Origin of the sequence: Streptococcus infantis, assembly GCF_000960085.1 — a bacterium.
In the GTDB taxonomy this organism is placed as follows: domain Bacteria; phylum Bacillota; class Bacilli; order Lactobacillales; family Streptococcaceae; genus Streptococcus; species Streptococcus infantis_C.
In genome coordinates, this window is record NZ_JYGT01000004.1 from 99,839 (window position 1) to 114,629 (window position 14,791).

General features: G+C 32.0%; 13 protein-coding genes. All 13 read left to right on the top strand.

Annotated features, from left to right (window positions below):
• The first annotated feature begins 533 nt into the window (after positions 1–533).
• Complete coding sequence (locus TZ94_RS01590; RefSeq protein WP_045613539.1) at positions 534–2,822, top strand: glycosyl hydrolase family 28-related protein; 2,289 nt, start codon at positions 534–536, stop codon at positions 2,820–2,822.
• On the top strand, positions 2,809–3,543 hold the full coding sequence (locus tag TZ94_RS09410; RefSeq protein WP_071788247.1) for a PP2C family serine/threonine-protein phosphatase: 735 nt from the start codon (positions 2,809–2,811) through the stop codon (positions 3,541–3,543). Before TZ94_RS01590 ends, TZ94_RS09410 begins: the two co-directional genes overlap by 14 nt.
• Complete coding sequence (locus TZ94_RS01605; protein ID WP_045613540.1) at positions 3,543–4,181, top strand: phosphate signaling complex PhoU family protein; 639 nt, start codon at positions 3,543–3,545, stop codon at positions 4,179–4,181. The genes TZ94_RS09410 and TZ94_RS01605 overlap by 1 nt, the downstream gene beginning before the upstream one ends.
• Before the next feature lie 16 nt (positions 4,182–4,197).
• Entirely contained in the window at positions 4,198–5,673 is a 1,476-nt protein-coding gene (galT, locus tag TZ94_RS01610; protein WP_045613541.1) for a UDP-glucose--hexose-1-phosphate uridylyltransferase, read from the top strand.
• A gap of 12 nt (positions 5,674–5,685) precedes the next feature.
• Positions 5,686–6,699 carry a UDP-glucose 4-epimerase GalE gene (galE, locus tag TZ94_RS01615; RefSeq protein ID WP_045613543.1) on the top strand — a complete coding sequence of 338 codons (1,014 nt, stop codon included), beginning with the start codon at positions 5,686–5,688 and terminating at the stop codon, positions 6,697–6,699.
• 142 nt (positions 6,700–6,841) lie between these two features.
• Positions 6,842–7,498, top strand: a complete 657-nt coding sequence (locus TZ94_RS01620; protein WP_000793817.1) for a DUF1868 domain-containing protein — start codon at positions 6,842–6,844, stop codon at positions 7,496–7,498.
• A gap of 37 nt (positions 7,499–7,535) precedes the next feature.
• Positions 7,536–8,615 (top strand): extracellular solute-binding protein, encoded by a 1,080-nt coding sequence (locus TZ94_RS01625; RefSeq protein WP_000748691.1) that lies wholly within the window; start codon positions 7,536–7,538, stop codon positions 8,613–8,615.
• 103 nt (positions 8,616–8,718) lie between these two features.
• Positions 8,719–9,729, top strand: a complete 1,011-nt coding sequence (locus TZ94_RS01630) for an ABC transporter ATP-binding protein (protein WP_045613550.1) — start codon at positions 8,719–8,721, stop codon at positions 9,727–9,729.
• 11 nt (positions 9,730–9,740) lie between these two features.
• A complete protein-coding gene (locus tag TZ94_RS01635) occupies positions 9,741–11,435 on the top strand; it encodes an ABC transporter permease (RefSeq protein ID WP_045613551.1) in 1,695 nt (564 codons plus the stop codon).
• Complete coding sequence (locus TZ94_RS01640) at positions 11,435–12,145, top strand: MgtC/SapB family protein (protein WP_045613552.1); 711 nt, start codon at positions 11,435–11,437, stop codon at positions 12,143–12,145. The genes TZ94_RS01635 and TZ94_RS01640 overlap by 1 nt, the downstream gene beginning before the upstream one ends.
• Positions 12,146–12,239: 94 nt before the next feature.
• The gene (locus TZ94_RS01645) at positions 12,240–12,602 is read left to right on the top strand and encodes a hypothetical protein (RefSeq protein ID WP_045613553.1); all 363 of its coding nucleotides are present in this window, start codon (positions 12,240–12,242) and stop codon (positions 12,600–12,602) included.
• Positions 12,603–12,731: 129 nt separating this feature from the next.
• The gene (locus TZ94_RS01650; RefSeq protein ID WP_045613555.1) at positions 12,732–13,733 is read left to right on the top strand and encodes a LacI family DNA-binding transcriptional regulator; all 1,002 of its coding nucleotides are present in this window, start codon (positions 12,732–12,734) and stop codon (positions 13,731–13,733) included.
• A 97-nt stretch (positions 13,734–13,830) separates the two neighbouring features.
• Positions 13,831–14,532, top strand: a complete 702-nt coding sequence (locus TZ94_RS01655) for an MgtC/SapB family protein (protein WP_045613556.1) — start codon at positions 13,831–13,833, stop codon at positions 14,530–14,532.
• The last annotated feature ends 259 nt before the right edge of the window (positions 14,533–14,791 follow it).

Here is a 14,791-nt window from a genome sequence, read left to right on the forward strand (position 1 = left end):
AATGGTTGAACAGTATAAAACAGGTAAATTAAGAGATTATGAATAAGGGCATTTTAAGTAATGTAAAGAAAAGCAAAGAATATGCAAAGTGTTTATTTTAAGGCAATCATCACAAGTTAATTTTTAAAAATAATTTAGTATTTTTTGTTTTTTTGACCAAACTATGACCAAAATTTGACCAAAAAAATATATTTTAGTGAATGAATATAGAATAAAGTGGATCAGGAAACTGGTCTATTTTTTTGTGAAATAGTATTCAGAGTAATTCAAAAATATTTTATCATTCTCACTATGGAATTTTTCTGTCCAATTAGAAATGTTGAAAGAAATTAAATAATATTTTGGGTGTATAGATTAGATATATAGTTTTAAATATGATTGCGCTTTCAAAAATGTTGTATTTTATTGAGTTATCCCTTGACAATTTTGTTTAGAAAATATATGATAAGGATAATGACAGCGGTGTCATTTTGTCTGATGAAAAAAATTAGTAATAAATATTAAAAAAACAATAAAAAATTTGGAGGTGTTTTATGAAGCATTTTGTTCACAATGAGGTTTTTAGTATTCGGAAACTTAAGGTTGGATTGTGCTCTGTTTTGGTAGCGATTTCATTTCTGGGGGTACAAAGTGTTTTTGCTGATGAAGCTGTTACAAGTACTTCACAGATATCTATGAATAAGCTTTATACTTCAACAACCAATAGTTTAGAAAGCTCATCAACTAATAATGATGATAAATCTACTGGGATTGACTCTTCTACTTCACAATTAACCGAAAGTAATGTTGATTCTCCTTTGATACCTAATAAAGAATATAAAGAAGATGGGGTAAATACTGGAACTTATGAAGATGAAATGAAAGATTCTCCTCTAGTTTCTAATAGTGCCCTTTCTAATTCAACTATCAAAACTTTAGAAGGTTCCTTAACTAGTAATCATGACAGTTTGACTGATTTTATTACTACTTATTCAAAGTCAGTTAGTTCTGAGAACGAAGTTGCAGATACTTCTAATAGTAATGAAGTGAGAGATAGTAACACTGCTTTAGAAAAAGGGACTGAAGTTTCGGCTTTAAGTGTAAAAGATTATGGTGCAGTGGGTGATGGTGTATCAGATGATAGACAAGCAATTCAAGATACAATAGATGCAGCTGCTAAAGGATTAGGCGGAGGAAAAGTATATTTTCCTGAAGGTACTTATTTAGTTAAAGAAATTGTCTTTTTGAGAAGTCATACTCACCTAGAAGTACATGAAAAAGCTACAATATTAAATGGTATCAATATCAAAAATCATCCTTCTATTGTATTCATGACGGGTCTATTCACTGACGATGGAGATCAAGTTGAGTGGGAACCAACTGAAGATATCAGTTACTCTGGTGGAACAATTGATATGAATGGAGCTTTGAATGAAGAGAGGACAAAAGCTAAGAATCTCCCTTTGATCAATTCTTCAGGAGCCTTTGCTATAGGAAATTCAAAAAACGTAACAATAAGTAATGTTACCTTTAAAGATAGCTATCAGGGGCATGCCATTCAAATTGCAGGTTCAAAAAACGTACTAGTAGATAACTCTCGTTTTTTGGGACAAGCTCTTCCTAAGACTATGAAGGATGGTCAGATCATCAGTAAGGAGTCTATTCAAATAGAGCCATTAACCAGAAAAGGCTTTCCATATGCATTAAATGATAATGGCCAAAAATCTGAAAATGTAACGATTCAAAATTCTTATTTTGGTAAAAGTGAAAAATCAGGTGAATTAGTAACTGCAATTGGGACACATTATCAAACTGCAACAACTGAAAATCCTTCAAATATTAAAATTCTAAATAATCATTTTGATAATATGATGTATGCGGGTGTTCGCTTTACAGGATTTACTGATATTTTAATAAAAGGAAATAGGTTTGATAAGAAAACTAAAGAGGAAAGTGAACACTATCGTGAAAATGGTGCTGCTTTAGTTAATGCTTATAGTTATAAAAATGTTAAAGACGTATTAGATCTGAATAAACATGTGACTATTACTGAAAATGTATTTAATATTGCTGATGCTAAAACAAAAGCAATACGTGTTGCAAAAGATAGTGCAGATTATCTTGGAAAAGTGTCTGATATTACTGTAACAAAGAATATCATTCATAATAATTCGCAAAATGCTGAACAGCCAAATATTGAATTATTAAGAGTCAGCAACAATTTGGTAGTATCTGATAATATCATTTCGGGAGGTAAAGACGGAATCGTAATTGAAGAATCCGCTGGAACTATTACTGTCCTAAATAATCAACTTTCCAATTTAACAGGAAATCATGTTTCCTTACTTAAAACTGATTTTAAAGGGACTAGTTCAGACACAAATAATAGTGTTGGTGATTTTAATATTATAACTGAGAATGAAAGTTATAAAATCTTTTCCCAAAATTCAGACAACCACTCAGATAACCACTCAGATAACCACTCAGATAACCACTCAGATAACCACTCAGATAACCACTCAGATAACCACTCAGATAATCATGTGGAGGAATTAAAACCTGTAGTTGAAAACAAAAATAATTTAGCTAATAATTACTCAGCAAATAGTGTAGATGATAAAATTGAAAAATCAAATCATGATTCAGATAATGTAGTAACAGTAGAAATTTCACAAAAACAAGATGATGTAACCAATATTAGTGAAGTAGTGAAGGTAAAAGATAATCAACATGCATTACCAAAAACTGGATTAAATAAAATGGCTGAGATGGTTATAACTGTAATTGGAATTTGCCTTCTATTTGGACAATGGAGTTTAAAACGTCGTTATGAAGATAGATAGAATTTGCTCAATACAAGGTAGCGCTAAAGAGAACGAAGATAGCGTAGATTACAAAAACCAATATTTCTGGATTATAGATGGAGCAACAGATTTATTTAATGCAAAAGACTCTATAGGTTATTCAGTTTCAGAAGTATCTCATCTTATTTCTGAGTGTCTCAAGCAGTATTGTAACGATTCTTTATCATTGAAGAAAATTTTCGAGCTTGCTTTAGATGACGTTAGAAAAAGAATTAAGATAGATAAGTGTGAGTTTGATGATTATTCCCAGTTGCCAACATTTGCCTTTATTTTTGCGAAATTATCTGGTTTAAAATTAGAATACATAATGATTGGCGATTGTGTTATGATAGTCAACAATCAAGTGATTACAGATCATAGAGTAGATTGTCTTTTTGAGCAGGGAAAATTTGCAATCAAATCTAATCATGAAGTTGATAAAAAGACAATATTACAAAATATTAGGAAGCTAGCTAATAAACCAGAAGGATATTGGATAGGTTCACTAGATAAAAGTAGTATAAATCATGTTATAAATGGTAGTTTGGAAGTAACTAGTAATCATATTGTTTTAATGACTGATGGTTTTTACGACTTTTATACTCAAAATTCAGGCTACTCTTTTGAAGAATTGATTGAAATAAGAAAAAAATCTAGAAATATTGATCCTATTTATGGAAAAAAAGATGATGCAAGTATTTTGATTATTGAGGTTAGATAATGTTGAGAAGCAATTTTGACAATGAAATCATTGAATTGTCGAACAATCTAGAAAATATATGGGACTCTATAATAAAAAAGTATGAAATAATTTTTGACACTCTAACCGAAGTTCAAAAACAAAGTATTGTAGATAATGATTTAGTTATCAATGAAGCAGTTGTTGAAATAGATATGAAAGGAATCGAACTAATCTGTTTACAACATCCTGTCTCTAGTGATTTGAGAAAAATTATTACTATAGTAAAGCTATCAACAGATATTGAACGTATCGGAGACCGAATCGTTGAAATAGTTATAGTTTTAAAAAATGTTCATGCAATGCATGAATGGGGGGCGTTGTTTTATGAATTGTTAAAAATACATTTTGAACTAGGCGAGTACTTAAAGAGAGCTTTATTATGGTTTAAGAAGAGAAATTATGAGTTTGACGTATATGACTATAATAAAAAATATCATTTAATATCTAATTTATGTCAAAAACTAGGAGATAAAGCAGTAGAGAATTTTCTTATTGAACCCAAAAATGTTGATGAAGCTATTGTATTTTTAGAAGTTATTAATATTCTTGATAAGATGTCCCATACAACACAATCTATTTATAAATGGTTAGATTATCAGGAAAGAGGAGTATTATAGATAAAGAGGAGTAAATATGCAGACAATAGTAGATAATTTTGTTAATAGAGTTATTGAATATGGAATTTATAAACCGATGGACCAGATATATATAAAAAATAGAGTTTTGGCCTTAATCGGGGAAGAAGGAACTGATAAGATTTCAAATGATAGTGATCTTAAAAAATTAAAAGACGATTTAGTAGAAATAGCTTTAAAGAATGGTAAAATTGCTGATTTAGCTGAGGCGAAGGAATGTTTAGGTGCAGAGCTGATGAATTTCATCGTTCCATTACCAAGTCGCCTTAATGATATTTTTTGGAGTTCATATGATGTTTCTCCACAGGAAGCAGTTGAAGAGTTCTATCAGCTAAGTAAAGATAGCGACTATATTAAATTGTCAGCTATCTCTAAAAATATAGCTTTTCATACTGAAACTAATTATGGTTCACTTGAAATTACAATCAATTTATCAAAACCAGAAAAAGATCCGAAAACAATCGCGGCAGAGAAATTAGTAAAGTCATCTAATTATCCAAAATGTTTACTTTGTATGGAAAATGAAGGTTATCAGGGGAGAATAAATTATCCAGCACGTGCTAATCATAGAATTATTCGATTGGAACTGGGAGACGAAGTATGGGGGTTCCAGTATTCTCCATACTCATATTTTAATGAGCATGCGATATTCTTGAATAGTCAACATGTACCAATGGCTATTACGTCAAAAACATTTGAACAATTATTGGAGATTGTTGATATTTTACCAGGATATTTTGCTGGTTCAAATTCTGATCTTCCTATCTCAGGAGGATCTATCCTTAGTCATAATCACTACCAGGGAGGAAAACATATTTTCCCAATGGAAAAAGCAAAATTTGAGAGAGAATTTCTTTTTAAAGACTTTGAGGATATTAAAGCTGGGATTATAAAATGGCCAATGTCAGTGATTAGGCTACAAGGTGAAAATAAAAATCGTTTGGTAGAATTAGCCACTAAAATCCTAGATATCTGGAGAGAATATTCAGATTTAGACGTAGACATCATTGCTAAGACTGAAGATGTTCCACACCATACGGTGACTCCTATTGCTCGTAAAGTAAATGGGAGATATGAATTGGATATTGTTTTGAGAGATAATCATACTACTGAACAATACCCAGATGGTGTTTACCATCCTCATCAAGATGTACAACATATTAAAAAGGAAAACATCGGGTTAATTGAGGTGATGGGACTTGCGATTTTACCACCTCGTTTGAAAACAGAGTTAGAAGAAGTTGAGAAATATCTTTTAGGAAAAGATAACGCAATTGCTGATTATCATTTAGAATGGGCCGTTCAATTGAAAGAAAAATATCCTGGACTTAAAGAGGAGGAGGTTCATAGCGTAGTTCAAAATGAAGTAGGGCAAGTATTTGCGAGAGTTCTCGAAGATGCAGGTGTTTATAAGAATACTCAAACCGGACATGAAGCATTTATGAGATTTGTTAAATCGGTTGGAATTAATTAGGAGGAAGTAAAAATGGCAATATTGGTAACAGGCGGAGCTGGTTATATTGGTAGCCATACCGTAGTAGAATTACTAAATTTAGGCAAGGAAGTCGTTATTGTCGACAACCTTTCAAACTCAAGTATTTTAGTATTAGATCGTATTGAAGCAATTACAGGGCAACGTCCTGCGTTTTACGAATTAGATGTTTGTGATAAACAAGGATTGAGAAAAGTTTTTGAACAAGAATCTATTGAGGCTGCAATTCATTTTGCAGGATACAAAGCTGTCGGCGAATCCGTGCAAAAGCCTGTAATGTACTACGAAAATAATATTATGAGTACATTAGCTCTTGTTCAAGTGATGTCAGAGTTTAATGTTAAAAAGATTGTATTTTCATCGAGTGCAACTGTATACGGTATTCACAATCAATCACCCCTCGTTGAGACAATGCCGACAAGTGCAACAAATCCTTATGGATACACCAAAGTGATGCTTGAACAGATTTTAAAAGATGTTCATGTAGCAGATTCAGAGTGGAGTATTGCATTGCTTCGTTATTTCAATCCGATTGGTGCTCATGAGTCTGGGTTGATTGGTGAAGATCCATCAGGCATTCCTAACAACTTAATGCCTTTTATTGCACAAGTAGCGGTAGGTAAGCGACCAGAGCTAAGTGTTTTTGGAGATGATTATGATACGGTAGATGGTACTGGTGTTCGCGATTATATCCATGTAGTGGATTTAGCGATAGGGCATATAAAAGCTTTAGAAAAAGTATCTGAAAAAACAGATGTTTATATTTATAACCTTGGTTCAGGAGAAGGCACAAGTGTATTACAACTTGTAAATACATTTGAAAGTGTTAATAAGGTTCCAATTCCGTATAAAATTGTACCAAGACGATCAGGAGACGTTGCGACTTGTTATGCAAATGCAGATAAGGCGTATAAGGAATTAAATTGGAAGACTACAAAAACGGTCGAAGACATGTGTAGAGATACATGGAATTGGCAATCAAAAAATCCTAATGGATACAATAAATAATAAAGTTCAAGTAGTCTTGTAATATATATATTAAAAAAAATTAAAAAAAATTAATGAAAGCGCTTGACAAAGTAAACGGTTACATTGTATAATACAAATATGAATGACACCGATGTCAAAAAATATAAAAGAAGGTCTGTTTATGAAAAACTTAACAAAAATTAAGTTCAAAGAGAACGGAGAATTTAATCATTTTCCTGGAAATACAGTTGTAGCAAATCTTTATACTAATTCAGATTTGATGGAAGTTGTTGATATCATTCAATCACGCTATAGAGAGTTACCATTTATAGACAAATTCACATTAACTCCAAGAGATTCTATTCATATGACTGTAATTGAATTGCTTTGCCATGAAAATCGTGAGCCTGAATTTTGGAGTAGCCATCTACCATTGGATACGCCATTACAAGAAATTCATGATTACTTTGCAAAACAACTAGAAATTTTCCCATTGCTAAACGAAGATATTCATATGCGTGTGACTGAAATGGGAAATCAAAACATTTTAGTAGAACCAGCCGATGAAAAATCAGCTAAACGATTAGAAGAAATTAGAACATATGTTTCTGAAAAAGCAGGTGTTCGGTTCCCTAATCATGATCGCTATCAATTCCATATCTCAATTGGATATCTTCGAGTTCCATTAACTGAAGAAGAAAATGAAGAGTTTACTAAAGTGAAAAAGGAATTAACCGAAGTTCTGCTTGAAAAGATTCCTGTCATTACAGTAAATCGTATCGATTACACAGTATTTGAAGATATGAGACGTTTTGTTCCATATTGCGAAAAATTTTAAAATAAAATTATAATTAAAAATAAAAAGGAGATTTCATATGAAAAAATCTAAATTATTATCGTTTTTAGCTGCAGGGGTTGCGGTTACAACATTGGCAGCATGTTCAGGTGGTTCAACTAATTCATCAAATTCTTCGAGCGATACACCTCAATCAGAAGAAAAAGCTGACAAGAGCCAAGAATTAGTAATTTATTCTAACTCTGTTTCAAACGGACGTGGGGATTGGTTAACTGCTAAGGCTAAAGAAGCTGGTTTCAATATTAAAATGGTTGACATTCCAGGTGCTCAGTTGGCCGATCGTGTTATTGCTGAAAAAAATAATGCAGTAGCTGATATGGTATTTGGTATTGGAGCTGTTGATTCAAATAAAATTAGAGATCAAAAATTATTGGTACAGTACAAACCTAAATGGTTAGATAAAATTGACCAATCTCTATCAGATAAAGATAACTACTACAATCCTGTAATTGTTCAGCCATTAGTTTTAATCGGTGCTCCTGACGTGACTGAAATGCCTAAAGATTGGACTGAGTTAGGCAGCAAATATAAAGGTAAATATTCAATTTCTGGACTTTCAGGGGGAACAGGGCGTGCGATCTTGGCAAGTATCCTTGTTCGCTATCTCGATGATAAAGGAGAATTAGGCGTTTCTGAAAAAGGTTGGCAAGCAGCTAAAGAATATTTGGAAAATGCGTACACTCTTCAAAAGGGTGAAAGTTCAATTGTTAAAATGTTAGATAAGGATGACCCAATCCAGTACGGTATGATGTGGGGTTCTGGTGCATTAGTTGGACAAAAAGAACAAAATGTTGTATTTAAAGTAATGTCTCCTGAAATTGGTGTTCCGTTTGTAACTGAACAAACAATGATTTTGAATACTAGTAAGAAACAAGCTTTAGCTAAAGAATTTATTGATTGGTTTGGTCAAACAGAAATTCAAGTAGAGTACAGCAAAAACTTTGGTTCTATTCCTGCAAATACTGAGGCAGTGAAAGAGTTACCAGAAGCTACTAAGAAATTTGTTGATCAAGTGAAACCGCAAAGTATTGATTGGGAAGCTGTTGGAAAACATTTGGATGAATGGGTTGAAAAAGCTGAACTAGAATATGTAAAATAGGCCATAAGTGTAAATTTTAAAATTCCAAGTCTCTCTAAAGTTTCTAAACCTACATGAGAAATTAAGAGAGACTTTTCATTTATAAGTAAAGGAAGTTAGTAATATGATTAAATTTGATAACATTCAAATTAAATACGGTGATTTTATCGCGATTGATAATCTAAATTTAGATATTAAGGAAGGAGAATTCTTTACCTTCCTTGGACCATCTGGTTGCGGTAAATCAACAACTTTAAGAGCTTTGGTAGGTTTTTTAGACCCTTCATCTGGAAGTATTGAGGTTAATGGGAAAGATGTTACTCATATGGAGCCAGAAAAACGTGGAATCGGGATTGTATTCCAATCTTACGCACTATTTCCAACAATGACAGTTTTTGATAATATTGCATTCGGTCTAAAGGTTAAAAAAGTTGCTCCAGATGTTATTAAAGCCAAGGTTTCTGCAGTGGCCGCTAAAATTAAGATTTCAGATCAACAGTTGCAACGTAACGTTTCAGAATTATCTGGAGGACAACAACAGCGTGTAGCTCTAGCTCGTGCTCTTGTGCTTGAGCCTAAAATTCTCTGTCTGGATGAACCCTTGTCAAACCTAGATGCAAAATTACGTGTAGATTTAAGAAAAGAGTTGAAACGTCTTCAAAAAGAATTGGGAATTACAACTCTATATGTTACACATGACCAAGAGGAAGCGTTAACGCTATCTGATAGGATTGCTGTCTTTAATAATGGTTTTATTGAACAAGTGGGAACACCAGTAGAAATTTATCATAATTCTCAAACAGAATTTGTATGTGATTTCATTGGAGACATTAACGTACTTACAGATGAAACTGTTCACGGAATTCTTCTAAATAATGCTCATGTTCTTTTGGAAGATAAAAAAGGTTACATTCGTTTAGAAAAAGTTCGCTTCAAACGTGAAACAGATCAGGATTTTGTTTTAAAAGGTTCAATTATTGATGTGGAATTTTCAGGAATTACAATTCGCTATACTGTTCAGGTATCTGAAAATCAAATTATTAATGTAACAAGTATCGATAGTCAGTCTGCTATTAGATCTGTCGGAGAAAGTGTGGAATTGTTTATCACACCATCAGACGTTCTGCAATTTTAAGGAGGTGCAGTATGCGTCATAAATTAAATTGGAAAGATTGGCTCATTCGTTTAGGGTTAATCTGGTTCTTGGTAACTTTCATTATCTATCCAAACTTTGATTTAGTAGTTAATGTATTTGTAAAAGGTGGAGAATTTTCACTTGATGTCGTACAACGAGCTCTTAAATCTCAACGTGCGATTCAGAGTATTATGAACAGTTTTAAGTTAGCATTCTCACTAATTATAACTGTTAATGTTGTTGGTGTACTTTGTGTATTGTTTACAGAATATTTTGATATTAAAGGAGCTAAAATATTAAAACTAGGATACATGACGTCACTAATCTATGGTGGAGTAGTTTTGGCTACTGGTTATAAATTCGTTTATGGACCATATGGAATGATTACCAAATTTTTACAAGGTATTATTCCATCTTTAGATCCTAACTGGTTTATTGGTTATGGTGCAGTTCTATTTATTATGACATTTTCTGGTACTGCTAATCACACCTTATTCCTAACTAATACAATTCGTAGTGTAGACTATCATACTATTGAAGCTGCACGTAATATGGGTGCAAAACCATTTACAGTGTTTAGAAAAGTAGTATTGCCAACTCTTATTCCTACTTTATTCGCTCTGACAATTATGGTTTTTCTAAGTGGGTTATCAGCAGTAGCAGCACCTATGATTGTTGGTGGGAAAGAATTCCAAACTATTAACCCAATGATCATAACATTTGCTGGAATGGGAAATTCTCGTGACTTAGCCGCCTTTCTAGCAATTATTTTGGGTGTTGCCACTACGATTTTGCTTACTATTATGAACAAGATCGAAAAAGGCGGAAATTATATTTCTATTTCTAAAACGAAAGCACCTTTGAAAAAACAAAAAATCACATCTAAACCATGGAATATCATTGCACATATTGTTGCTTATGCTTTGTTCACTGTTTTCATGTTACCATTGATTTTCATTGTATTGTATTCATTTACTGACCCAGTTGCAATACAGACAGGAAACTTATCATTATCAAACTTTACTCTTGATAATTACAGATTGTTCTTTAGTAATAGTGCTGCGTTTTCTCCATTCCTAGTCAGCTTTATATATTCTATCATTGCTGCAACTACTGCAACAGTTCTTGCTGTTGTGTTTGCGCGAGTAGTTCGTAAACATAAAGCTCGATTTGATTTCTTGTTCGAATACGGAGCTCTTCTTCCTTGGCTATTACCAAGTACACTTCTAGCAGTTAGTTTATTGTTCACTTTCAACCAACCTCAACTTTTAGTCTTTAACCAGATTCTAGTTGGTAGTTTAGTAATTTTGCTAATCGCTTATATTGTTGTAAAAATTCCATTCTCTTATAGAATGGTACGTGCAATCTTATTTAGTGTTGATGATGAGATGGAGGATGCTGCTAGAAGTATGGGGGCTTCACCATTTTACACAATGATGAAGGTTATTATTCCTTTCATCTTGCCGGTTGTTCTCTCTGTTATCGCACTCAACTTTAATTCTTTATTGACCGATTTCGATTTATCTGTATTCCTTTATCATCCATTGGCTCAACCATTAGGTATTACGATTCGTTCTGCAGGTGATGAAACAGCAACATCTAACGCACAAGCTCTTGTATTCGTTTATACAATTGTTCTAATGATTATTTCTGGAACTGTGTTATACTTCACACAGAGACCACGCGGTAAGAAAAGGAAATATTAATGCTATCATCCGGCATGGGACTATCATACATTGAAATTATCATTAGAGTTGTATTATCTTTGGTCATTGGAAGTATTATTGGCTTGGAAAGAGGAAGTAAATCTCAACCAGCAGGTATTCGTACACATAGTATCGTTTGTATGGCTGCTTGTTTGATTATGATGACTAATGAATTTGTATCTTATAAGTTTGGAACAGGAGATCCGACACGTTTAGGTGCTCAAGTTATTTCTGGTGTTGGTTTTCTTGGAGCTGGAACAATTCTTATCACAGATAAAAAGAAGGTTACGGGTCTGACAACTGCAGCAGGAATCTGGGCTTCTGCAGGAATAGGTTTAGCTATTGGAGTAGGTTTTTATGAAGGTGCTCTGTTAGTAGCTATTTCTGTGTGGAGTGTGATTACTATGTTTCAGCCTTTAAAAAAATATCTTCAAAGTCGTTCAAAAGTTATTGAATTATATATTGTAGTTAAATCTACTGAGGCATATAATCGAGTATTAGTTTATTGTGCAGAAAATGGAATTCGATTGAATGATTCAAGAACTGCTTTTGGAGATGTTAATTCTGAAAGAATTGAATATTTTGATGTTCCAGACAAAAGAATAGCATCATTTATGACTCTAGAACTTTCAGGTAAGTTTGAACATCTTAAACTAATGGAAGAAATAGCAGATATTGTTGGTGTTATTTATGTTGAAGAAGTTAGTTGATATAGAATAAACAAAGGGGCAGTTATTCTTGTCCCTTTGTTTTTTAGATTAAAAATTACTCAAGATTATTTTCAATGTATAAAGGTGTACATAAATGAAGGTGTATAATATTAATTTTGATTGTGGAAGAATAACGTATTTTGAATATAATTCTTTAATGCAAGTGTATAGATTTCATTCTTTTTATGATATTTGTGAAATGGTATTTTCGTCTTCTTTACCAGCTGATGATATACTAACAAAGCTTATTGATAAGGAAAAGATTATTCCGATCTTAGACTGCTATGTTCAAATGTTATTAGATACATTTATAGTTTCAATAGATTTTACCGTAAATGATTCTTTACATTTTTATGGTAATTTATTTTCATACAAATTTATCAGATGTGAAGTAGAAAAAATTGTAAAGAATAAAGATTTGAACTGTCAATGTTGTTTTTTTGAATCAGAAGAATAGAGTTCAAAATTTAAGATTATTTGAATTAAAGTTAAGGTTATAATACAATAAAATATTTTACTAAATTATCTTGTTTTAAAAAGTAAATATTGTATAATAATTATATAAAGGCCATAATGGAGGACTGAAGTGAAAAATATAAATGATAAAAAGGTAACTATTTATGATATTGCAAATTTATCAGGTTTTTCTCCAAAGACAGTTTCACGTGTTATAAATGGTGGTGAAAAGGTAAAAGAAGAGACTTATCAAGCTATAAAAAAAGTCATTGATGAATTATCGTATGTTCCAAATGCATATGCGAAAAATTTGACTAAGAAAGAAACTATAAACATTTTGATTTCTGTTAAAAAGATTGATTCATTTCCTTTGATTTGGTTTCAAACTTTGCTAGATAAAGTTTTACAAACTTGTAAGGAGTTTGGTGTAAACGCTATTGTTGAATACTTTGGTGAAGAAGATACAATTAGTAATTCAATAATTTCAAGTACTGGAAGCTTAATAGATGGAGTAATAGTATTTTATGAAAGTAAAGACGATATTAGGATTAATTACTTACAGAAGAATAGTATGCCTTTCATAGTTTTTGGAGAATCTCGAACACCGAATGTCGTTTATGTATCTAATAACAATTTTCAAGCTACTTATGACATGATGAAATTAGTATCAGAAGAGAATATTGATAGTATGTGGTTACTTATGGGAGGAGAGTCTCTTGTTAATAAGGATCGTGAAAGAGGTATTCGTACTTTTCTGACTGATAAAAATTATTTAATGGATTTACAAGTTATTTATGGTTTAACTACAATTGATTCAGTTTATTCATATGCTATAAATCATTTAACTAAACAAAACCATCCAGATATGATATTTGTTTCTGGGGACGAGAAGGTTCAGGGACTGATTCGTGCGTGTTATGAGAAGGGAATTATCATTCCTGATGATATTTCAATAATTGGTTTTGATAATATTCCTATTTCTCAATATTATACTCCGGCTTTGTCTACGATTTCTCCTAATTATGCTATGTTAGCCCAAAAAATGATAGAAGGTGTTTTAGCAATCATTAATCGAGAAAATATAGAATCTGTGGAGGTATCTTCAAAGATTGTTAGAAGACAAAGTTTTTAATCGGTAAAAAATACCGATTTTTTTGTTTGATAAAATATTAAAATAGTAGTAGAATACAGTTTATGACACCGATGTCATTATAGAACGAGGTGAATTAATGTCTACAATTTTTAACCATTCATTTAACAGTATTGTCGAGTTAAGGCATGTTATATCAATACTAATCGCTTGTGCATGTGGGTGGGCAATTGGTTATGAGCGTAAGGCACGTAATAAGCAAGCAGGAGTAAAAACGCATATAATTGTTGCTTTAACATCAGCTTTAATGATGATTCTCTCAAAAGAAGCATTTTTAGACACACCATCCTATGATACTTCTAGGGTTGCAGCTCAAATTGTTAGTGGTATTAGCTTTATAGGTGGAGGAATTATTTTTACTCGTGATAAGAAAGTTAGTGGAATAACTACTGCTGCAGGGATATGGGCTACTGCTGGTATAGGTATGGCAATTGGTGCTGATTTTTGGATATTTGGTTCTTTTTGTAGTTTCATAGTTGTTCTTGTGCAATTAGTGACACACAGTAATGGTAAAAATCATGAGATTTATCAAGCAAAGATAGTGTTAGAAACTAATGATATTTCTTTACTTGGTAAGATTTATACTAATCTGGGAACACTTGATTTCAGAAAATATAATGTTGAGTTAAAAGAACAGTTGTCTAATAATTCTTATGATATTTTGATTTCAATTGAGAATGATAGGGAGATATCGATTATAGATATTGAGACTTTCTTACTTAATGAAGATAAAAATATAAAAATAAAAGAGTTTAAGCTAAAGAATTATATGAAAAGTTGAAATATTTGAATATGAAAACTTTTAAGTCGTCGAAAATAAATAAAAAATAACACTATCATTGGATATTGTTATTTTTTTTGTTTTCATTGTAGAATTGTGTAGCAATTTCTTTAACATAATTTTCATATTTTACTGGAATTTCAGCATTAGAAATATAGTGTTGGTAATTGAAACTATCATCAATTGGATATTCACTATTTACTAGGCTCATAAAATCAAGGATTCTTCCTTTTTCAGTATCAGATTACACCAGTGACCG